Annotated in this window: 20 protein-coding genes and 1 pseudogene; 4 read left to right on the top strand and 17 right to left on the bottom strand. The window is 52.1% G+C overall.

Annotated elements, in window-relative coordinates:
* Window positions 1-85: 85 nt before the first annotated feature.
* Window positions 86-745: a DUF1345 domain-containing protein gene (locus tag CMR03_RS12350; RefSeq protein WP_096011562.1), complete on the top strand. Its 660-nt coding sequence runs from the start codon at window positions 86-88 to the stop codon at window positions 743-745.
* Window positions 746-887: 142 nt separating this feature from the next.
* On the opposite strand, the gene CMR03_RS12345 is transcribed toward CMR03_RS12350, so the two are convergent.
* Window positions 888-1,118 carry a hypothetical protein gene (locus CMR03_RS12345; protein ID WP_096011561.1) on the bottom strand — a complete coding sequence of 77 codons (231 nt, stop codon included), beginning with the start codon at window positions 1,116-1,118 and terminating at the stop codon, window positions 888-890.
* Between the two features lie 330 nt (window positions 1,119-1,448).
* Complete coding sequence (locus tag CMR03_RS12340) at window positions 1,449-1,736, bottom strand: hypothetical protein (protein ID WP_096011560.1); 288 nt, start codon at window positions 1,734-1,736, stop codon at window positions 1,449-1,451.
* A 538-nt stretch (window positions 1,737-2,274) separates the two neighbouring features.
* Here CMR03_RS12340 and CMR03_RS12335 point away from each other — a divergent pair.
* Window positions 2,275-2,631, top strand: coding sequence for a cupin domain-containing protein (locus CMR03_RS12335; RefSeq protein WP_096011658.1), 357 nt, complete (start codon window positions 2,275-2,277; stop codon window positions 2,629-2,631).
* Between the two features lie 34 nt (window positions 2,632-2,665).
* On the opposite strand, the gene CMR03_RS12330 is transcribed toward CMR03_RS12335, so the two are convergent.
* From CMR03_RS12330 to CMR03_RS12305, 6 genes and pseudogenes are all read right to left on the bottom strand, one after another.
* The gene (locus tag CMR03_RS12330) at window positions 2,666-3,358 is read right to left on the bottom strand and encodes an aspartate/glutamate racemase (RefSeq protein WP_063877074.1); all 693 of its coding nucleotides are present in this window, start codon (window positions 3,356-3,358) and stop codon (window positions 2,666-2,668) included.
* Between the two features lie 110 nt (window positions 3,359-3,468).
* On the bottom strand, window positions 3,469-4,704 hold the full coding sequence (locus tag CMR03_RS12325) for a protein-disulfide reductase DsbD family protein (protein ID WP_096011559.1): 1,236 nt from the start codon (window positions 4,702-4,704) through the stop codon (window positions 3,469-3,471).
* Window positions 4,705-4,727: 23 nt separating this feature from the next.
* Window positions 4,728-5,291: a peroxiredoxin gene (locus CMR03_RS12320; RefSeq protein WP_063877072.1), complete on the bottom strand. Its 564-nt coding sequence runs from the start codon at window positions 5,289-5,291 to the stop codon at window positions 4,728-4,730.
* A gap of 220 nt (window positions 5,292-5,511) precedes the next feature.
* A pseudogene (locus CMR03_RS12315) lies at window positions 5,512-6,035 on the bottom strand (DUF4865 family protein).
* Between the two features lie 19 nt (window positions 6,036-6,054).
* Window positions 6,055-6,462, bottom strand: a complete 408-nt coding sequence (locus tag CMR03_RS12310; RefSeq protein ID WP_096011558.1) for a tautomerase family protein — start codon at window positions 6,460-6,462, stop codon at window positions 6,055-6,057.
* A gap of 9 nt (window positions 6,463-6,471) precedes the next feature.
* A complete protein-coding gene (locus tag CMR03_RS12305) occupies window positions 6,472-6,786 on the bottom strand; it encodes a carboxymuconolactone decarboxylase family protein (protein ID WP_063877069.1) in 315 nt (104 codons plus the stop codon).
* 99 nt (window positions 6,787-6,885) lie between these two features.
* On the opposite strand from CMR03_RS12305, the gene CMR03_RS12300 reads away from it, so the two are divergent.
* Window positions 6,886-7,773, top strand: coding sequence for a LysR substrate-binding domain-containing protein (locus CMR03_RS12300; RefSeq protein WP_096011557.1), 888 nt, complete (start codon window positions 6,886-6,888; stop codon window positions 7,771-7,773).
* Window positions 7,774-8,170: 397 nt separating this feature from the next.
* On the opposite strand, the gene CMR03_RS12295 is transcribed toward CMR03_RS12300, so the two are convergent.
* From CMR03_RS12295 to CMR03_RS12275, 5 genes are read right to left on the bottom strand one after another with little or no spacing between them, the layout of a single operon-like run.
* The gene (locus CMR03_RS12295) at window positions 8,171-9,100 is read right to left on the bottom strand and encodes a metallophosphoesterase (protein WP_096011556.1); all 930 of its coding nucleotides are present in this window, start codon (window positions 9,098-9,100) and stop codon (window positions 8,171-8,173) included.
* Window positions 9,101-9,110: 10 nt separating this feature from the next.
* Entirely contained in the window at window positions 9,111-9,929 is an 819-nt protein-coding gene (locus CMR03_RS12290) for a carbohydrate ABC transporter permease (RefSeq protein WP_096011555.1), read from the bottom strand.
* Window positions 9,926-10,837: a carbohydrate ABC transporter permease gene (locus tag CMR03_RS12285; RefSeq protein WP_096011657.1), complete on the bottom strand. Its 912-nt coding sequence runs from the start codon at window positions 10,835-10,837 to the stop codon at window positions 9,926-9,928. Before CMR03_RS12285 ends, CMR03_RS12290 begins: the two co-directional genes overlap by 4 nt.
* A gap of 10 nt (window positions 10,838-10,847) precedes the next feature.
* Window positions 10,848-12,125 (bottom strand): ABC transporter substrate-binding protein, encoded by a 1,278-nt coding sequence (locus tag CMR03_RS12280; RefSeq protein WP_096011554.1) that lies wholly within the window; start codon window positions 12,123-12,125, stop codon window positions 10,848-10,850.
* A gap of 25 nt (window positions 12,126-12,150) precedes the next feature.
* Window positions 12,151-13,254 (bottom strand): ABC transporter ATP-binding protein, encoded by a 1,104-nt coding sequence (locus CMR03_RS12275; RefSeq protein WP_096011553.1) that lies wholly within the window; start codon window positions 13,252-13,254, stop codon window positions 12,151-12,153.
* A gap of 403 nt (window positions 13,255-13,657) precedes the next feature.
* On the opposite strand from CMR03_RS12275, the gene CMR03_RS12270 reads away from it, so the two are divergent.
* Window positions 13,658-14,398, top strand: a complete 741-nt coding sequence (locus CMR03_RS12270) for a nitroreductase family protein (RefSeq protein ID WP_096011552.1) — start codon at window positions 13,658-13,660, stop codon at window positions 14,396-14,398.
* Window positions 14,399-14,456: 58 nt separating this feature from the next.
* Here the strand turns inward: CMR03_RS12270 and CMR03_RS12265 are convergent, their stop codons facing one another.
* The 4 genes from CMR03_RS12265 to CMR03_RS12250 all read right to left on the bottom strand — a co-directional run bounded on the left by CMR03_RS12265 (window position 14,457) and on the right by CMR03_RS12250 (window position 19,742).
* Window positions 14,457-15,998 carry a sensor domain-containing diguanylate cyclase gene (locus tag CMR03_RS12265; RefSeq protein WP_063877061.1) on the bottom strand — a complete coding sequence of 514 codons (1,542 nt, stop codon included), beginning with the start codon at window positions 15,996-15,998 and terminating at the stop codon, window positions 14,457-14,459.
* Between the two features lie 260 nt (window positions 15,999-16,258).
* Window positions 16,259-17,617 carry a c-type cytochrome gene (locus CMR03_RS12260; protein ID WP_096011551.1) on the bottom strand — a complete coding sequence of 453 codons (1,359 nt, stop codon included), beginning with the start codon at window positions 17,615-17,617 and terminating at the stop codon, window positions 16,259-16,261.
* Window positions 17,610-19,214, bottom strand: a complete 1,605-nt coding sequence (locus tag CMR03_RS12255) for a GMC family oxidoreductase (protein ID WP_096011550.1) — start codon at window positions 19,212-19,214, stop codon at window positions 17,610-17,612. The genes CMR03_RS12260 and CMR03_RS12255 overlap by 8 nt, the downstream gene beginning before the upstream one ends.
* Before the next feature lie 24 nt (window positions 19,215-19,238).
* The gene (locus CMR03_RS12250) at window positions 19,239-19,742 is read right to left on the bottom strand and encodes a sugar dehydrogenase complex small subunit (protein ID WP_063877058.1); all 504 of its coding nucleotides are present in this window, start codon (window positions 19,740-19,742) and stop codon (window positions 19,239-19,241) included.
* Window positions 19,743-20,218: the final 476 nt, after the last annotated feature.

The following is a 20,218-nucleotide window of genomic DNA, read 5'->3' as shown; positions in this document are numbered from 1 at the left end:
TCACTTACGTGCATACTTCCAGTGCCATGCTCCTCGTCATCAACTACAGTTAACTGATTCAATATTCAGTCAAAACAGGATTACCATGTCCTCTTCCCTGACATCACATCTCTTTGCTCGCCTGCGCCTGCTGATCTCCATCGCCGCAGGCGTAATCTGTTATTTCTTCTTGCCTGAGCAGTTAGGGGAATTACAGCGTTTGTTGATCGGCTGGAACGTGCTGGCATGGCTTTATCTGTGGTTTATCTGGTTTCGTATGCTGCGCACGGAGGCAGACCAAATCAAGCACATCGCCCAGATGCAGGATCAAAGCGCCACGTTGGTTCTGGGGATGGTGATTGTTGCCTGTATGATCAGCATCGTCGCGATCATGAGCGAGCTACCAACGCTAAAAAGTCTCACGGGTACGCCGCGCGCCCTGCATATGTTACTGACTGCATTGACGCTCATTGCGTCATGGGCCTTGCTGCCCAGTTCATTTGCTATGCACTATGCTCATCAGCACTACCTGCATCGGAGCCATGGCGTTATCCCGCTGATCTTCCCGGAAAAACCTGCCAATCCCGCCTATTGGGATTTTCTGTACTTCTCATTTACCATCGCGGTGGCATCCCAGACGGCTGATGTGGCAACGGGCATGATGGAAATGCGTAAACTCGCGCTGTTACAGTCGGTCATCTCGTTTATTTTTAATCTGGCTATTCTGGGGCTATCCGTCAATGTGGCAGCCAGCTTACTGAGCTGAGGTACTGCGGCGAAGGAGAAAAGAGGACAGCAATGCGTGGAGGAGCTGAACAGGGTGTGACAGGACAGAGAGGCGCGGGCGACCAAACCTGTGTAGCCCGTTCCTGCCGCCTCTCAGAGAGGGGCAGGAATAAACAGGAGGATTAACCGCCCTGCTGTTGCCCCTGCTGTTTACTGTCAGCCTCTTTCTGTTTCTTTTTGGCCATATGGTGGCCAACTGCGCAGCCTGCTGCTGCACCGGCAACGCCGTGATGTTTAACGTGACCCGCCACACCGCCCACGGCCGCGCCCTTCAGACAGCCTTTTGCCTCTGCCTGTGAACTCATCGCCATAAGCAGACCTGCGGTAACAAGAATAAGTGAAAGTTTTTTCATCGAATGACTCCCTGATAAATAGCGAAAACGGGTTACTGTCTTCTGAGCATAGCTAACCAGAACACTTCTGCTGGCCGGGGTGAGTAAATCTTCAAACCGTTTAACCGCCGTTAAGAATTTTATTTATCGTGGCGCAGATCGTTCATTTTTAAAGCGAAACGGTTAACCGGTAAGGAAAGATGTGATGGCAAACCGCGTTAAAAATGGGCATTAGCGATGCGATGCACATACCGTCTGAGCCGCGCAGGACAATATTAAAAAACCGCCCTTCGGCGGTTGAGATCCAATCGAACCATCACTATTCAGCTCAGGAAGTGCGGCAGGTCGAATTCAGGACATGTCATCCTGAGTGTCATCGTGCGGGCAGGGTTCACCGGTATCATCACAGGCAGTATTAATACGCAGACCGCTTGACAGCTTTTGATGTGCTGCAAGCTCAATTTTACCCGTATTATCCGGCTTGTTTTTCTGGAACAAAGAAGAAACTGGCTGTTGATCATTTATTGAAAATAAGTGATGCGCGTCGGGAGCCGCTAATGCTGCATTCTGAAAAGTAACAAACGTCGCGATCGAGAATACCGTTGTTTTCAGTGCCATTTTGACGGAGGAATTTTTCATAGCTTACCCTTAAGAGATTGCTCCTGGGATGACAGAACGCTCTGCTGTTCTGCTCTGTGCTGTATCTAACCTCAGCAGTGGCAAAATAGATCCTTTATATTTCCATTGTAAGACGGACCTAATAAATCAGATTATTCCTTGCCAGATCGTGACCTGTTTACATCACGCTTAAATTAAAATTATTCAATAAAATCATATAATAAATCAGATTAATGTCGTTTAACCTGGCTGCGAATACTCTCAGTAACGCACCGCGAATAACGTACCAAACCCAATTAGAGCAACGGGGAATAAAAGGCTGATGTTACCGCCTGGCTCCAGTCTTAAACGTGGCTTCAAACCGTAATGCCAACATCCGCGTGCGTGTAAACCCTGTGCCCAAGGCTGTCAGAAATTTCATGCTTTTACGGCGATCTTATTTGCGCATAACTTTCATGAGGAAACGTTAAAGACGCGCTTTGTTTTTCTGCTTTTGTTTACCCTGAAGCATCATTCACTATCAGGCCGCATTCGTGGCGGCTGGCTCGGGAAGCCTAAAATGAAAGTACAAAAACTTGAACAACCTGCTTCACTCAAGACACTTGAGCCATGGGGAACCGTGGAAGGTCTGCCTGGCTCACCCGAAATCGCACTGGCAGGACTGCAAAAGGTGATTCCGGGCCATGAAAACATTGATATGGGAATTTTTGAATGTACGCCTGGAAGTTATCGTCGCGGCGTTAAGCAAGCAGAGATGATGCATTTCCTGTCAGGAACGGGGTCGTTTACAGCAGATGGCGAAGCGCCGCAGCATTTTAAACCCGGTGACACCTTGTTCTTCGAAGCCAATACCGAAGGCACCTGGGTGATGGACACAACCATGCGCAAGCTCTACGTTATCTTCGACACGCTTTAAACGCCTGTGCACTGATTCACTCTGTAAGGGTGAATCAGGACAGCATGAAATTCACCGCATCGCTGGCATGAATTTTGGTGGTATCGAACACCGGTAACGCACTTTGCTGTTCTGGAATCAGCAAGCCTATTTCCGTGCAGCCAAAAATAATGCCTTGTGCGCCTTGCGTAGCCAGTTGCTGTATCACGTCAAGATAATAGTGCCGGGAAGCGTCCGTAAATATCCCCATACACAGTTCATCAAAAATGATGCGGTTAATGACCTCACGTTGCTCCGCATCGGGTACGACAGTGTTTATTGAGAACGACTTAGTCAGGCGACCCAGATAGAAATCCTGTTCCATCGTATATCGTGTGCCAAGCAAGGCAACACGGTTCATTCCTTTGCTCACTATCTCACGGCCCGTCGCGTCGGCAATATGTAAAAACGGCAAATCACAGCGAGATTCAATCGCGCCGGCAACCTTATGCATGGTATTGGTGCACAACACGATGGCATCAGCTCCGGCCATTGCCAGACCTTGTGCTGCCTCGGCCAGTAACTCACCTGCCCGATCCCAGTGACCACTGCGTTGGCAGGCTTCAATCTCATGGAAATCGACGCTGTGCAGAAGCAGTTTTGCAGAATGCAGGCCGCCTAACCGGGACCTGATCCCCTCATTAATTAAACGATAATAAGGGATTGTCGATTCCCAGCTCATGCCGCCAATAAGCCCAATCGTCTTCATCATTATCCTGTGAAGGGTTTTGCTACAAAAGCCATGAAACTGCTGATAATAGCGGCCTTAGCCCAACGGGCTATGGCCGTTTATCAGGCATTCACGTTCTGCTTTTGCCACTAAGATTTTTTGCCTTTTTCACTTGCCTGCTGCAAGGCAGTAATTACCGTTCCGGGGGTTAATACCTGAGGCAACACCACCGGTTTTCCGCCATCAGCCGGATAAACCACATAAAGCGGCAACCCACCACGACCAAAGTCACTGAGCGCCTGTTCAACGTCAGGATTGTACTTTGTCGAGTCTGCAATCATATAGATGGTGTTCGTGCGTGCCATGGCTGTTTTTACCGCCTGGGTAGACAGCGAGGTGCGTTCGTTTACCTGGCAGGTAATGCACCAGGAGGCGGTAAAGTTCACCAGGACCGGTTTACCCTGCCCTTTAATGGCATCAACGTTCTGAGGTGACCACGCAACCGCCGCCGCCGCAACAACATCTGACGAATCCGCTGCCGCCGTTGAGCCCTTAAGCGTGACTAAAGGGGGAACCAGCAAAACGATCACGACAGCCGTAGCGATGTGTAAAGCCCAATGCCGCCTCCCCATCATCTGCCGCTTCTGTGCCAGCCCATACAGCCAGGCGGCAAAACTCAGTAGCAGGCAGCAGGTTAGTATCGCCGCCAGCGCGGTTGAGCCTGCCTGGCGCTCCAGTACCCAGATTAACCAGCCAGCCGCACCTAACATCGGAAATGCCAGGGCATGTTTTAAGGTGATCATCCAGGCGCCAGGCGATGGCAGTATCCTGGCGACGATGGGGAAAAAGGAAATCATGGTGAAAGGCGCGGCAAAGCCCAGCGCCAGCGAAAGGAAAATAATAAAACTGATAAAGGGCGGCTGCGTCAGCGCATAACCTACCGCACTGGCCATGAAGGGCGCACTGCAGGGAGTGGCAACAATGATGGCCAATGCCCCTGTCAACGCGGAACCAATCAGCCCACCCTGGCTGCCCCCGACTTCGCCGACCCGCTGAAGTGATAATCCCACTTCAAACAGGCCGAACAGATTGAGCGCCGAGGCCAGCATCACCAGGACTAACACTGCAATCACCAGAGGTGATTGCAGTTGAAAGCCCCAGCCCACGGATGCCCCACCCAATCGCGCCAGCAATAACAGACTGACCAGTAAAACCATGGTGACAACAACGCCAACCAAAAACGCGAGCCCTTCTGCGCGAGCATGGGCTGGCCGGGCGTGATGCCGTATCAGGCTCAACGCTTTGAGCGAAATAACCGGAAACACGCATGGCATAAGATTAAGCATGATGCCACCCAGAAAAGCGGCGGCGATAGCAGTCAGCATGATTTATCTGTCCAGATCTGAGATTAAGCCGGGTTAGCCTGGCGGTATTTTTTCACGGCATCCAGCGTTTTCTGGATATGGGATTCCGGGTTTTTATCCGTATAGCTCAGTAAAATTTTGCCATCTGGCGCAATAACATAGGAGGTACGATCGGAAAGCGTTTTACCTTTCATCTCCATGGTACTTTTATATTCCGCGGCCACTTTTGCACCCGGATCGGCGGCAACGGTGAATTTATCGCGGCATTCAAGCTTTGAGAATTTCTCAATCTGGTCGGTGTTACCTGCGGTCACGCCGATAACTGTCGCACCCTGTTTTTTAAATTCATCGGTGGCTTCAGCAAATGCGTGTGCTTCTAACGTACAACCGGCACTAAACGCCGCTGGGAAAAAATAAAGCACGACCGGGCCTTTTTGCAGCGCCTGCTGCAAGGAGAAGGTTGTTTCTTTACCTGCCAGTGCGGCTTCCAGTTTAAAATCTGGCGCATTTGCACCGACCGGTAATGCAGCAAATGCGGAGGTCATCGGCAGGCTCAGTGCCAGGAGCGTTGCGGTCGTCAATATTTTCAGGTGATTCTTGATACGCATTATTTTTTTCTCCGTCGACAAGCAGGCAAAAGTGCCCTTGTACTTTAATACTAGGTTCGTTAGCTAAAAATGGAAAAATTAACGTCATGTGATAACGCGACTGCGTTGCCAGCGTGGTGATACGAAATAGTCTGGCATGTACTGTAAGATAGCCACACAACCGGTCATTTAGATATCCGGTTAACCGATAATTTTGTGTCAGACGGTAAATAAGGCACATTTAGGGAAAAGAGAGACGACCAACCTCGTAGTGTTGCGTGTGCAGTGCATTTTGCGCAGGCGCTTTTGTCCACAGGCAAAATGCTATGCGCCGCCAGTGAAAGGTATCCAGAGCAGAGACGCGTGCTACAGCCACGGATTGATTTGTGCACTGAGTAAGCCCGGAAAGTTCGCTGTATGCAGGAACGCGACTCACCGCCAGGGATGCAAAGCCAGCATGCGAGATATCTGGCCCTAAGTCAGCCGATAAGACCGGAAAGGTGTGCACCTGTGGCCAGCCGAAGTCCTCGGTAAGTTTTTTAAAACCGGCCCCGGACAGAAAACGGTGCAGGCTTTCTGCGTTCTGCCACAGATAAAATGGCGCATAGCTGTTTTCTTCACTGTATGTCGGGCTGTTGGATTTGCAGGCATAAAGCCAGGCTTTAAACAGGAGACCCGGAAATCCATCTTATGCCCATGGTCATTAATCCGGCGTTTAATGATTGTCATGTCGTAATCAGCAGGAAGAACAAACCGATATTGCATAGCAAGCATACTTTTCTCCTTAAGCGTGTGGAATAGCCGTCAGGCTAAACATTTTCCCATGACTGAAAGACCAGTCTTCAGATTGTGTGAAATGAATAATGACCATGACATCGCGGGGGTTTATGCCAATCGCTTGTTCAAGACGCCCGATCAGATCGCGATAAAAAGCCTGCTTTTGTTGAGTGCTGCGCGCTTTACCGGCGGTAACAGTAAACATAAGGAAGTCATCGCTACGGCCCGCTTCCCCGTCACACAGATAGTGTCGATCAAAAATGCGGCTACGATCGTCATAACAATCAAAAAACTGAAAGCAGTCACCGCGTGGTACGGCAAACGACGCTTCAAGTGACTGCTGTAAAGCATCAGAAACAGCCTCTCGCCACTGCTGAAAACGCGGTGTTGAGATAGCGATACGAGTGACAGGCATACAGGCTCCTTACTCAGGCTGTGCATTTTTGAAGACGGTCAACGCAGAAACGGCATTTGGCCATCCGCAATAAAAGGCAAGATGCGTTATCACTTCTGTTATTTCCTCATCAGAAACACCATTCTTCCGCGCGAACTGAAGATGCCAGTCCAGTTGCTCATGTCGAGACAGCGCAATAAGTGCACTGACCGTCACTAAACTTCTGTCCCGCGGGGAAAGCGCTTCCCGCTGCCAGATATCGCCAAACAACACCTCTTCACTGAGCAATGCCAGCTTTGGGGCAAGTTCAGCCATGTTTTCTCGGGTCACCTTTATAGCGTTCATTTATCTTCCTCTGGTGGATGTGGTAAAAAGATAAAACGCCTCAATAATTTATAAAATCAGAAATAATGGGACACTTAATCCCAAAAAACAGGACAGATAATGGCTAAAAGACCCGTTACGTTCGATGCGGAAACCTTACGCACTTTTGTGACCGGCATTGAGCTGGGTAGCTTTGCTTCCGCCGCTGAACGCTTAGGTCGTTCAACATCGGCCGTGAGCGCCCAACTTAAAAAGCTCGAACAACAGGCAGGTGCAGCGCTGGTGCAAAAGTCAGGGCGACATCTGGTTCTTACAGCCCAGGGTGAAATTATGCTTGCTTACGCGCGCAGGCTCATGAGTTTGAACGATGAAGCTTATGCAGCCGTTAAGGCCGTTGGTATCCGTGGCGAGCTACGTCTGGGTTTGCAGGAAGACTTTGGAGAGTCACTCCTTCCCACCATTCTTGGACAATTTTCACGTACGCATCCCGATGTGCAGATATCAGCAACGTTCACCCGTAATAAACCTCTGTTAGAAGCTATTCGCCAAAACGAACTCGATATCGCACTGAGTTGGCAGGGTAAAGAGAGCAGTGCTTATAGCCAGTCGCTTGGCACGTTACCGCTATGCTGGATAGGCGCAAAGGATCTGGATATCGGCACATTTTTCTTGCAGAACCGACCGTTGCCGTTACTGGTTTTTGATGCACCCTGTATGATGCGTAGCGCAGCGACAGCCGCACTGGACAGCATGAATATCCCGTGGCGTATTGCGTTTACCAGCAGAAGCCTGAGCGGTATATGGGCGGCGGCCGCAGCGGGGCTGGGCATTACGCTACGCACTGAAACAGGCATGCCGTCATCGTTAGGGATTATTACCGGGCAAAAATTGCCTGATGCAGGAAGCATTGGCGTCACGCTGCATTACGCAGAAAAAAATGTATCCGCAGCAGCAGCTTCACTCTGTCAGATGATAAAAGTACACTTTCCCGGTGCTCAGGCGCACTGACAGATTAAGGCGTTATTTTTTACTCTCCGTTATAAATATTCATGCTGTCCTGGTGAGTATGAAAACAAGAGACAATATTTCAGCGCGACAACGTATCTCTGTCCCACCAGCCGCTGATAGCACGATGAGCCAGGCGGAAAATATATAGCCAGGGTCTGAATGACACCACATTCATTTAATCGATCGATGAACGGTTAAGCGGAGCGTTAGCGCACGCTGGCTTAACAGGGTTCGCCGTTTCAACTAAGCGCCTTCATTCTCTAAGTCGCCATTACGCTTTAACTTACCCGCCGCTCTGCGCCTGATTCGGGCACCTTAATGATTTCACCTACAGTATGATGTAACTAAATCATCTTTAAAAAGAGGGGAAAAGAGGTCTGATTAGGAATGGTGTTGATTAAACGCGATTTAATGTCCTTGAGCAGTGGCTTACCTCTCCCTCAAAGCCATGTAACCTGAGTGTGTTATCGTCTATTTCCACCCGCGCAAAGGGCGCATCTGACGGACCATTCAGCATTCCTTTCATAGTGAAAAACTCGGTGTGCCCGATACGTGCATAGCCGCCACGATGATCGTGCCCGGCAAAACAGGCGCGTACCCGATAGCGAGTGAATAAATCCACCAACTCTCCGGCATTCATCAACATATGTGTATTCTCGGGTGCCAGAGGATAATGCCCCAATACCACGACGCTTTCCCCGCACTGTTGGGCGGCCTGTAACTGCTGCTCAATCCAGTCCAGTTGCTGTTTACCCACTGCGCCATTCCAGGGCTGTGCCTGGGGCTGCTGCTGGCGCTGGAGTCGGGCCAGCAACGCCGCGGCCTGTTCACGGTCTGTGCCGTTGAGTGCATTGCAGTAAACACTGATATCGTTGCCATCGTAGACAATGAAACGCCATCCGTTGAAACGGAAGGCGTAATAGCTCTTAGGTAAGGGAAGCTTTCCCTCAAGCCGTGCGGCTATAGTCTGCGCATCGTGATTACCCAGCACCACGGCATGAGGATGCTGTAAGCCTTGATACACAGGCAGCACCGCCGCATAGCTTTGCCAGTCGCGATCGACCAGATCGCCCAGCGTGACAACAAAATCGAGCGGCTGCGCGTTAAGCACCCCGATGGCCCGCTGTAGCTTTTGTAGTCCGTTGCGATAATAGAGATTATTGTCGATATCCGGCTCGATATCCGCATATTGCGGATCGGCAATCAGACCAAAACGAACCCTGTTATCCCCTGCCGCCACCGTCCGCAGCGACGGCGGTTGATAAAGCTGAGCGACTTCCGCCAGTAATGCGCGTTGTGGCAGACTAAGCGAGTGAGGCATTAACATGCGGGACACCTTAACGTATGCCAGCACGCATAAACGACTGGATAAACTGGCGCTGGAAAATCAGAAACAGCAGCAGTAACGGCAGCGTTGTCATGATCGTCGCCGCCCCAATAAGCGCCCACTGAACGCCCTGCTCCGGCGAAGAAAATAACTGCAGCCCGACCGTTAATGGCCGCACCTTAACAGAATCGGTAATCACCAGTGGCCAGAGAAAATCATTCCAGTGGAAGCTAACAGAAACCAGTGCAAAGGCGATATAAATCGGCCTGGCCAGCGGGATATAAATTTTACGTAAAATATAAAACCGGCTGGCACCTTCCACGACAGCCGCTTCTTCCAGTACCACAGGAATGCTTTTAAACGTCTGGCGCAGCAGGAAGATGGCAAAGGCCGAGGCGAAATAGGGTAAGGCAATGCCAGTCAAGGTATCGCGCAACCCGAGCGCGCCAATCGTTTTGTAATTGTTGAGGATCAACACATCGGGGCTGATCATCAGCTGTAACAGGATAAGCGCAAATAAAACCCCCGAATACTTCAGGCGAAAACGCACCAAAGGGTAAGCCGCCATGGTGGCCAGCACCAGCTGACATACGACGATCATTAACACCAGCAAAATGGTGTTGAGAAAGTAGCGGGCAAAGGGCGCAGCGTGCCAGGCGTCAATAAAATTCTGCAGCGTCAGGGGAGCAAAGAGCGTAAAGCTCCCCTGCTCTGCCGCCGGATGTATCGCCACCCACAGCGCGACCAGGATGGGAAGTAACCATAGCACCGCCGTCAGCCAGATAACGGCATTCAGGCACAGGCGACCAACAGCACATTGAGGCTTCATTGATAATGGGCTCGCTTGTCCAGTAACCTAAACTTAACCACAGCAATGGCCGCTAAAATCAGCAGTAACACCACGGTCATTGCCGCCGCTGCCGGTAAATCCCAGTAACTGAATGCGGTGCGGTAGATGTAAAACAGTAACAGGCTGCTGCTGTTGTCCGGGCCGCCATTGGTCATGGCAATCACCTGATCGACAATGCGAAATGCGTTCATTGATGCGTTGATTAGCACAAATAACGTGGTCGGCATCAGTAATGGCCACTGGACGCGTCGGAAGAAGTACCCGTGAGATGCACCTTCAATTTGTGCCGCTTCACTCAGTCGCGGATCAATCTGCTGCAGAGCGGCCAGATAGAAGATCATAAAGAATCCGGCTTCACGCCAGACGGAGACCGCCATCAGACACCACAGCGAGGTGCCTGGCTCCCCGAGCCAGTTAATGGGGGCAAAGGAAAACAGCGCCAGCAGCTTGTTCAGCAGGCCAAGCTGCGGCGTGTAAAAAAACAGCCACAGGTTGGCAATGGCAATCATTGGCAGCAGAGAAGGAATAAAAAACGCCGCACGAACCATCGCATTCCCTGCCAGCCGCCGGTTAACGGCCAGCGCCATCAGTAAAGCCAGCGTGACCGCCAGCGGAATAGTGATCAGGGCATACAGCAGGTTATTCCACAACGAGCGGATAAACACATCGTCATCCAGCAGCGCAGCATAGTTATCCAGCCCAACAAACTGGGCCGGATGACCATTACGTGAGACGCTGAACAGACTTTCCCACACCGTCGCCAGTGCAGGATAGTGGGTAAAGAGCAGCAAAAAAACCAGTGCCGGTAAAATCAGCAGATAGCCACACAGCTGTAATGACCCGCCACCAGAGCGAGAGGCTGACGCTGCCGGTGTAAGAATGCGCATCGCCATAGTGTTACTGGTAAGCCTTCAGCAAACGATCGGCCTGTTTCTGCGCCGCTTCCAGAGCTTCTGCTGGTGTTTTAGCCTGGGTAATGGCGGCTTCAATGGCGTGGTTCAGCGCCTCCTGAATTTGTACGCTGTTGTAGGTCGACAGTTCTGGCTGGGCATATTTGAGTTGCTCACGAGCCACCAGCGCCTGGGGTACCTGTTTCACATAAGCTTTCATTGCCGGTGTTTCCCATGCGGCGGGAGAGGTCGCCACGTAGCCGGTGGCAATACTCCAGCGAGCGGCCTGTTCAGGGGCGGTGACCCAACGGATAAATTCCATTGCCGCTTTCTGCTGCGCTGCCGATGCATTTTTGAAGACGTAGAGATTTCCGCCGCCGGTTGGGCTACCGCGCTGGGTTTTTTCAGGAAGCATTGCGATGCCAAACGGGAATTTGGCATTTTTGCGCACGACACTCAGGTTCCCGGTGGTCGTCACCATCATCGCAGTTTTGCCACTGAGAAAATCCTGCGGCGTCGTGCCCCAGGCGATAGCGCCTTTCGGTGAAACGCCTTCTTTCTGGCCTAAATCGGCCAGCCATTGCAGCGTTTCACTATTTTTAGGTGTATTAAAATAGACGGCGGTGCCCTTGCCGTTATCAAGATGCGCGCCGTTTGTCGCAGCAAACCCCTGAAACACCCAGTAGCCATTGGGCGTAGTCGGGATTTCAATGCCCCACTGGCTGACGTTATCACCGTCTTTCACGACCAGTTTTTTACCAAAGTCCACCACCTGCTGCCAGTTCGCCGGCGGTGTATCCGCATCCAGACCCGCTTTTTCAAACGCCTGCTTATTCCAGTACAGCACCACCGTCGAGCGCTGAAAAGGAATGCCCCACACTTTACCGTTGATATGACGCAAAAAAGCAGGATAGAAGCTGTCGATCCATTTTTTACCGTCATCGTCCTTTGCCAGGTCGCTGGCCGCCACAATGGCACCCGCGTCCATCAGTGAATAGGCTTCGATATCACCAATGACCGCCATTTGCGGTGCATTACCGCCGCGAAACGCAGTCAACGCTTTGGTCACCGTCGTGGCGTAGTCACCGGTATATACCGGCTGAATACTGACTTCAGGATGAATTTTTTCGAAATCAGCGACCAGTGCTTCGACGGTGTGGCTGATTTCTCCGCCCACCGCGATGGGATAGTACATCTGCAACTTAACCGGATCGGCGGCAAATACCGACGCGCTCGTTGCGATAAGCAATGCAGGAAGCAGATGTGACAGACGAATGGCAGACATGATTTTCCCTTAGGTAAAAAGACCGTTAAACCGCATATTTTTTGGATGACACAGACATCAGCTGCTCAGCGTGCAAACAGCGTTTACCGCTATCAGTTGAAAACAGGTATTGCTTATCGGCAGGCCATTGCAGCCCGGTCTGGCTTCCCTCGATAAACCGTTTCATTCCCGGGACCGTGACGGTTAACGACGCATGGCTGTGAGCAATCTGGCACTGTAATAAGGTGTCCGCCCCCATATATTCATAACTCACGACGTTGGCCGTCAGCGCCGCGCCATCGGCGTTAATGAGCTGGATATCTTCTGCCCTAATCCCAAGACTGAGCGCGCCATTGCTAAAACCTTCAACGACGGGCTGCGTAAGCGGGCTCAGGTAGTGATTCATGTGGTCAAAGGTCAGCGGTAAGATATTCATGGGCGGTGCGCCTATAAACTGTGCCGCAAACACACTGGCTGGATTGTTATAGAGGTTATCTGGCGTGTCATGCTGCTCAATTCGCCCCTCATTCAGCAAGATGATGCTGTCGGCCATGCTCATCGCTTCTGTCTGATCGTGCGTCACGTAGAGCATCGTCAGCCCCAGTTTTTTCTGTAAGGCACGAATTTCACGACGCATGCTTTGGCGCAGTTTGGCATCAAGGTTAGAAAGGGGTTCATCCATCAGGCACAGCGTATTGTTAGCGATAACGGCACGGCCTAACGCCACCCGCTGTTGTTGACCACCGGACAGTTGGGACGGTAAGCGATCCAGCAACGTCTCAAGTTCCATCAGCTTACTGACCTGACGCAGACGATCGGCAAACGTGAGTTTATCCTCGCCGCGGGCTTTTAAACCGAACAACAAATTCTCTTTGACGCTCAGATGAGGAAATAACGCATACGACTGAAACACCATGGAAAGCTTGCGCTGGGAGGGCGGTAAGTGGGTGATATCCAGATGGTTAAAACTGACCGATCCGTTGTCGGCCGTCTCCAGCCCGGCAATGGTGCGGAGTAAGGTCGATTTACCGCAGCCTGAAGGGCCCAACAGTGCAACAAACGTCCCTTCTGCGGCGTCAAAATTGATATTATCCAGCGCGATTTTCTCGCCCCAGCGTTTGGTGATGTTATGAAGCGCCAAATGGCTCATACATGCGCCGCTTTGCAAATGAGAATTGCAGTAAGCTAGCGGAGAAAAATGAACGATTTATGGCTGAAAAATGACAGAAAAATGATAAGCCTGCTTTTAATCATCCAGGCTTATCCTTCATCAGTTGCCCGTACCCTGTTTATCCCTTCAGACAGGTATCCGCCTTTCCCGTGTGGTGGCGAGGCCTGCCGCACCCTTCCCGCCAGCGTGCCACTCGCCAGAGTGGTAAAAACGCAAACCGGGTGTTATCTCAGGCACATTAGTCATGCTTAACGTCTCCAGGTTGCCTGTCCGTTAAATTTGTTATTAATCGACAGGTTAAGGCCAGTGCGGTTAAAGAGTGGCAGACATAAATTTGTTATCCTCAGGCAACTGAATTTTAGGTTAACGTTTTGGAGCAACGATGAGCGATATTATTAACCTGTTTACCAGCCATAAAAGTGAACGCAGCTTTACCGACAAACCCGTCGACGATGCCATCCTGGATCGCATCATCAGCACCGCCTATCGCGCGCCGACTTCTGTTAATTCACAGCAGGTTTCACTGGTCGTCACGCGGGATGCCGGGAAACGTCAGGCGATCTCCCAGATTGCCGGTGGACAGCCGTGGATTGCTAAGGCCCCGGTGTTTATTACCCTGGTGCTCGACATGCATAAATCCCGTATGGCAATGGCGGCAGTAGGCAAAGAGCAGGTTGCTCAGGAAAGTATTGAGAGTATTGTTTCTGGTGCTACCGATGTCGGCATTGCGCTGGGAAGTATCATGGCCGCGGCCCGGGCAGAAGGCTTAGGCATCGTGCCCATTGGGGGGATTCGCCGCGATCCTGACGCGATGATCTCACTGCTTAATTTGCCAGAATATACGTTCCCGGTGGCGGGCGTGGTGATTGGGTATGTCGATCAACCCGCATTTCAAAAACCACGCCTGCCGATGCAAACCTTCCGTCACGAAGAAAGCTATCACACCGAAGGTCTGGAGCAGCAAATCGCGGCTTACAATGCTGAAATGGTTCAGCACTGGCAAGCAACCGGGCGTGCGGACGGCGAAAGCTGGAGCGACAGCGTGAGCGGATATTACCAGCACATCTATTTCCCCAACGTCCTGCCAGCGCTACACAAGCAGGGATTCGGTAGCGACAAATAATCTTTACCCGCCCGGGCAATGCCCGGGCGGTTTCCCTGCCAGATCGGCTCGACGTGAGCTAGATGCTGGCCCCGTTTCGTCCCTGGTGTTTGACACGATAGAGCGCTTCATCCGCGCGTTTAATCAATAATCCTGCGCTTTCCGGTCCTTCCCCGGACGCCGAAGACGCCACGCCGGCGCTTAACGTTACGCACCCCGTCTCCAGCCCCGTAGAAGTATGCGGTATAGCTAACGCTCTGACCGCCTCAACCACACTCAACGCCATCCTTAATGCATCCTCGGCGCGAGTATCGGCTAGCACGATGGCAAATTCTTCACCGCCATAACGGGCAGCAATATCGGTCCGACGCTGGGCGAACGTTTTCAGCACACGGCCCACCTGTTGTAAACAGGCGTCACCTGCAACGTGACCGTAGGTATCGTTGTAGCGTTTGAAATAATCGATATCGAAAAGTATCAACGATACCGGTCCTCCGCTACTGCGTCCGTGCAACAGGCTTTTTTTCAGAAAGTGGTCAAAATAACGACGGTTGGCCAGTCCCGTTAGCCCATCGGCGTTCGCCAGATTTTCCAGCGAGTGGTTGGCGGCGGTGAGTTCATCCCTGAGATGGGTTAATTCAATTTGGTAGCGTAAACTGCGCCGGGCTTCATGCCGCATTAACATCCACAGCAGGATGATCGCCATCAGTAACACCAGACTCAGTACCACTCCCTGCACCCTGCTTTCAGCCCAGTGCACGAAAAGCCCTTGTTTATCAAAGCCGGCGGCAACGACGAAAGGATAACGGCTTGAGCTAGCGAAGCCAAAAATGCGCGTTATACCGTCAACTTCAGCCTTCCACTGACCACTACCGCGCTGTGAATTTTCGAGTAACTGATGGAAAAGCGGGCTGGATGAGAGGTTTTTACCAATGTAGCTGTCTGGCAAAGGGCGAGCATAAAGCACAGTGCTGTCTGCCAGCATCAGCGCCAGTAAATCCTTGGGGCCAATGACAAAATAATCATAATAATGGCGAAAGTAATCGACACTCACCGTGGCAAGAAGTACACCACGGAAATCACCGTAGTTATCGCTGACGCGCAAAGAAACAGGGATCACGTAGCGTTCCGAACTGCGGCTACGTAAAGCGGGCCCGACGTGCACGCTGTTACGGGGATTATTGCGATGGTAGGCAAAATATTCCCGATCGGCGTTATTTGCTGAAGGTGTCTGCGTTAAGGAACTGGCTATCCATTTACCCTGCGCGTCGTAATAAAAGATGCCATCCATCTGAGGCAGACGGCTCTGTAAGGTGCGCATGATGTTATTGATTGCTGAAACATCCACGCCGGTCTCAGTCTGGGACTCAATTTCTCGCTGGACTTCACGCAGTGACAGTTCTGTCTGGAGAAACGTGTCTTCTGCCTGACGCGCCTGTGCCAGAGAAAGATCGATCGCGCGCTCTTCAGCTAATCGAACCGTCCTTTGCCAGTCCAGGTGAAGCGTCCAGACATTAACAACAATCACGCCAATCGTTAATAAACTCCCCGCCAGGGTAATACTTCTGAGCAGCGGCGAAATGCGCATCATTGCAACATCTTTTTTTCGACGTAATTCCATGCCGGTTTACCATTCTCTCGCTACGGGATAATGCAAAATATCAGAAACAGCGTGTTATCAATCACATCCTGACGGAATACTTATATCAGCTGTTTTCAGTTTAGAGTAAAGGAGAGGCTTCAGTATAGCGTTGCGCGCGGTCAGAAATGTGTTCAGAAGGCATGTAGCTGACTGCCGTAATAAGCAGCCGGGTCTTATCCGGGGACCACACCGATGTCACGGCGATTCTCCACGTCCACGGGGACGTGGAGAAAAAGCGACTAGCGTCGGCGACGCCACCACCAAAACAGCAGCAGTACGACCGCCAGCACAGCCACCGCTATGCCTGCGCGGGCTAGCGGCAAGAGTAGTGATGGCTCGCCGCCCTGACGCAGTGATTTCACCCGGTCCGGGGTAATGCGCACCGCACTGTTACCGATATCCTGCATAACATAATTGGTGACGTCAGCAATTTGCGTATCATCCAGCGTATGGGCAAAGCCAATCATACCCTGCCCCTTCGCTGGCCAGACACCGCCAAGCACAGCCATCGCAACGTTATCCGCCGTAGGTTTCTCTAATACCGGATGTTTAGTCAGAGCGGGGAATCCTGTTAAGCCCTGTCCTTCCAGGTTATGGCACGAGGCACAATTATTGCGGTAAACACGCTCGCCATCCGTCATGTCCGATAACATATCTGGCGTATCATCACCGGTTACTGGTGTGAGTCCGCTGGCCGGTTCCTGTACATCTGACTCGGTGTCGGCATCGCTGTCTTCCTGCTCGGCGACAGGCATCAGATAGGTCGCAATCGCGTTCCGGTCTTCCGGCGTCATCCTGGAAAAGCTTTTATCGATGGCTTCAAGCATCGGCCCCGCTGCGGTCGCCCCGTTATCGGCGTGACCGCTCGCCAGGTAGGCAGCCAGCGATTCTCGTGACCACTGATCGTCACTCTGTAAGGTATTCGCCGTGATATCCGGCGCAAACCAGGTTCCCAAAGAAGCACCCTGTAGCGATTTGCTCTGTTGCTCCGCCATCAAAAAATTCCGCGGCGTATGGCAGGTGCTGCAGTGGGTTAATCCTTCGACCAGATAAGCGCCACGGTTCCATTCTGCTGACTGGCTGGGATCGGGCCTGAAGGGTTTGGTATCGAGGAACAGTACATTCCATGCAGCCATACTAAAACGCAGGTTGAACGGAAAAGGCAGCGCGGTTTTTTCCGGCTGTGTGTCAACGGCTTTGACGCCATGCATAAAGTAAGCATAAAGCGCCGAAACATCGCTGTCGCTCACTTTGGCATAAGCGGTGTAAGGCATGGCGGGATAAAGATGGCTGCCATCGGCACGCATGCCCCTGCGTAGCGCATCGGCAAACTGTTTCTCGCTGTAGTCACCTATGCCGGCCGTTTTTGATGGCGTAATATTGGTGCTGAAAATGATCCCTAACGGGCTACCAATGGCATGTCCGCCGCTAAAAGGTGCCTTGCCTTCATCTGTGTGGCAGGCGGCACAATCCCCGGCGACAGCAAGGTATTCACCCCGTTTTATAAGGTCAGTCTGGCTTTCTGCCTGCGCACTGCCCTGGGTTGCAGTGAGCATGAGCACCACTAAAGGCAGTAACCGATTTAATCGCTTACCCATGCTGTGTCTCCTGCAAAATCTTGTCAGCGGTGCGCAGCGCAAGCGCCATGGCGGTGAGCGTAACATTACAGGTACCAACCGTTGGCATCACGCCGGTACCAACCATGAACAGGTTTTCATGATCGTGCGCCCGTCCCCAGGCATCAGTTACGCTGGTGGCGGGATCGTGCCCCATCGACAGGGTGCCGGTGATATGTTGGCGATTGGAGAATTTGCCGCTTTTGCTGTGCTGGATATTGGTTGCGCCAAGCTTGGCCGCTATCGCGTCATAGCACTCACGCGTTTTTTCTGTGCCTTTCTGCACATAGTCATCCACATCCCAGAACAACGCAGGTGTGGGTAATCCCAATGCATCTTTATTGCGGCTTAAGGTCACGCGATTGTCAGGATTGGGGAGCTGCTCCAGCGCATTTTTAATGCTAAGACGGCGTGCCGCACGGAAACGGACTTGCTCCTGGAGTTTTTTACCAAAGTATCCCTCTTCCAGCACTTCTTTTGTCACCGCCGCCACCTGCGAGGCATTGGAGATATCCAGACGGAATGGCGCATGTTCGCGGCGGAATTCGCCGTCTCTGAACTGACCAATCGAGCACGGGCTGACAGGGCCACGTCCCGGCCAGATCTCCTCATCTACGTCGAAGGTGACGCCAATCGCGGGATGATCGCAGAGATGACGCCCGACAGTATCCCGGGCATTGGCAATTCCCTGCGGAAATTTATCGCTGGTGGACATCAGTAACAGCTTCGGCGTTTCAATCGCGTTGGCCGCGAGGACAAATGTCTGTGCCGTGATGCGATGGCTGGTTTTATTCCAGTCATAATAGTTCGCGGCAACAATCCTGCCCTGCCCATCGTGTTCAAGCTGATAAACCACCGCCTCGGTAATGACCTGGACGCCGCTGTCTTCTGCCTGCTGGGCGGCCAGCCCGCCATGATACTGGGCATCGATCGGGCACAACGGCATACAGTTATTGTTGCCGCAGCAGGCTGGTCGACCATCATAACTACGGCTGTTGCGCCCCGTGCTGTCATCCAGCACGGTGAAATCTGGCGCGAGCCGTGCCGTTACACGCTGCTGTAGCCATGACGCCGGTACGCGCTCCATCGGGAAAGGCTTGCTACGTGGCGATCCGTTATCCGGCGATCCCCCGACACCAGCGATAACTTCAGCCTCATAGTAATAGGGTTCCAGATCCTGATAGCCAATCGGCCAGTCTTTTCCCACGCCATAACGTGTGTATTGCTGGAAATCATTGGGCACAAAGCGCCACAGTTGGGCAGCCCAGTGCCAGCTGGTGCCACCAAAGATGCGGATGTACTGTGCATTAAACGCCTGCGGGCCTAATTGCTGCAGATAGTCGTTGGGTTCAGGTGTATATCGCGGCTGCGGCGCCATGGGCGAAAAGGGATAAGGGGACATAAAGTCAGACTTAAAGGCGGAGCTACGGAAGCGCTCGACCAGCTCATCCCGGCCGACTTTCGGCCCGGACTCAAGTAATACAACGGTTTTACCGGCTTTAGCCAATCGGGTAGCCAGTAATGCGCCATTCACGCCCGCGCCAATCACGACGACATCAGCCGACTCATTCTTCTTCATTGATGACATTACTCTTAAAAAGGATCACGGTTGACTCGCCCAACTGCCACAGACGCCATATGAGAAGCTCGGCGGAACCAGTTTGTCATTGACGACCTGATTCGCAAGGGTATTGATGTAGGTGATGTATCGCGCATTTTTACCTTTCCCCACCACCCCGGTGTACCAACCGCTAAGAATGGCGCCCGCCAGCTTCGCACAGCCCGCATCGCTCTCGGCAAACTGCAAACGTTCCTGTTGCAACAGATCGGTCTGACGCGTCAGCAGGTTACTTAAATGTACCAGTGCAGCCGAGAAATTCTTTTGCGTCTGGCTTAAGGTGTCATAGAGCGCACTGCCCACGGTTTCGTTAAGCTCATCCCGCTGTGTGAGTTGCTGAGAAACCTGCATGAAAACGTCCAGCTCATCTGCCTGGGCGTCCGGTTGTGCGGCATTAAGGCGGGCCAGGGGGAGCAGATGTCCGGCGGCGCTGGTCACAGCCACCAGTCCGACCATCTTCAGCACGCGTCGGCGTGAATAGTGATTCATGATATCTTCCAGTAAAAGCCGCCTGTCGCTGGCAGCAAATCAGTCTGCGGAATACGGGTTATGATGAGGGTAGTGCCCATGATGTCAGACATGTCGCCGCCTGGGTTAAGAGCGAAAGCCTGACGCGTTCGCGCCTGAACCTGCGCGTAAGAGAAAATCAACTGAGGTTGCAGAATCACGTCATCCGATTCTCTCCATGCCTGCGAATCATGGACGTCTCTTTTTTAATAATCCACTGGTAATTAACCAAATCATAACAATCTGCAGAGGATAAACCTGATAGTTGTTTGGGTTATAAATATATTAAATCGATATTAAACAAATTTGATACAAAGCGGAACTCACCCGCAGGACCGGCCATGCTGCACGGCATCACGATCTCCGCTTAGCCGTCAGCCTGTCCTAAGGCAATTGCCTCTGGGGCTGGCTGAAGTAAACTGCTCTTCTGTCCTACTGTAGCGGCAGAATTTCTCAAG

Origin of the sequence: Pantoea allii (assembly GCF_002307475.1) — a bacterium.
Taxonomy (GTDB): Bacteria; Pseudomonadota; Gammaproteobacteria; order Enterobacterales; family Enterobacteriaceae; genus Pantoea; species Pantoea allii.
Note: the sequence above shows the minus strand (reverse complement) of the source record. Positions and strands in the feature narration are given on the sequence as shown.

Excerpts from the sequence above, each read along its gene's own strand:
- CMR03_RS12320 (WP_063877072.1), bottom strand. The coding sequence starts at position 5,291 with ATGCGTATCAAGAATCACCTGAAAATATTGACGACCGCAACGCTCCTG.
- CMR03_RS12295 (WP_096011556.1), bottom strand. The coding sequence starts at position 9,100 with ATGTTAATGCCTCACTCGCTTAGTCTGCCACAACGCGCATTACTGGCG.
- CMR03_RS12300 (WP_096011557.1), top strand. The coding sequence starts at position 6,886 with ATGGCTAAAAGACCCGTTACGTTCGATGCGGAAACCTTACGCACTTTT.
- CMR03_RS12270 (WP_096011552.1), top strand. The coding sequence starts at position 13,658 with ATGAGCGATATTATTAACCTGTTTACCAGCCATAAAAGTGAACGCAGC.
- CMR03_RS12285 (WP_096011657.1), bottom strand. The coding sequence starts at position 10,837 with ATGCGCATTCTTACACCGGCAGCGTCAGCCTCTCGCTCTGGTGGCGGG.
- CMR03_RS12345 (WP_096011561.1), bottom strand. The coding sequence starts at position 1,118 with ATGAAAAAACTTTCACTTATTCTTGTTACCGCAGGTCTGCTTATGGCG.
- CMR03_RS12330 (WP_063877074.1), bottom strand. The coding sequence starts at position 3,358 with ATGAAGACGATTGGGCTTATTGGCGGCATGAGCTGGGAATCGACAATC.
- CMR03_RS12350 (WP_096011562.1), top strand. The coding sequence starts at position 86 with ATGTCCTCTTCCCTGACATCACATCTCTTTGCTCGCCTGCGCCTGCTG.
- CMR03_RS12265 (WP_063877061.1), bottom strand. The coding sequence starts at position 15,998 with ATGGAATTACGTCGAAAAAAAGATGTTGCAATGATGCGCATTTCGCCG.
- CMR03_RS12260 (WP_096011551.1), bottom strand. The coding sequence starts at position 17,617 with ATGGGTAAGCGATTAAATCGGTTACTGCCTTTAGTGGTGCTCATGCTC.
- CMR03_RS12250 (WP_063877058.1), bottom strand. The coding sequence starts at position 19,742 with ATGAATCACTATTCACGCCGACGCGTGCTGAAGATGGTCGGACTGGTG.
- CMR03_RS12340 (WP_096011560.1), bottom strand. The coding sequence starts at position 1,736 with ATGAAAAATTCCTCCGTCAAAATGGCACTGAAAACAACGGTATTCTCG.
- CMR03_RS12305 (WP_063877069.1), bottom strand. The coding sequence starts at position 6,786 with ATGAACGCTATAAAGGTGACCCGAGAAAACATGGCTGAACTTGCCCCA.
- CMR03_RS12275 (WP_096011553.1), bottom strand. The coding sequence starts at position 13,254 with ATGAGCCATTTGGCGCTTCATAACATCACCAAACGCTGGGGCGAGAAA.
- CMR03_RS12310 (WP_096011558.1), bottom strand. The coding sequence starts at position 6,462 with ATGCCTGTCACTCGTATCGCTATCTCAACACCGCGTTTTCAGCAGTGG.
- CMR03_RS12255 (WP_096011550.1), bottom strand. The coding sequence starts at position 19,214 with ATGAAGAAGAATGAGTCGGCTGATGTCGTCGTGATTGGCGCGGGCGTG.
- CMR03_RS12335 (WP_096011658.1), top strand. The coding sequence starts at position 2,275 with ATGAAAGTACAAAAACTTGAACAACCTGCTTCACTCAAGACACTTGAG.
- CMR03_RS12290 (WP_096011555.1), bottom strand. The coding sequence starts at position 9,929 with ATGAAGCCTCAATGTGCTGTTGGTCGCCTGTGCCTGAATGCCGTTATC.
- CMR03_RS12325 (WP_096011559.1), bottom strand. The coding sequence starts at position 4,704 with ATGCTGACTGCTATCGCCGCCGCTTTTCTGGGTGGCATCATGCTTAAT.
- CMR03_RS12280 (WP_096011554.1), bottom strand. The coding sequence starts at position 12,125 with ATGTCTGCCATTCGTCTGTCACATCTGCTTCCTGCATTGCTTATCGCA.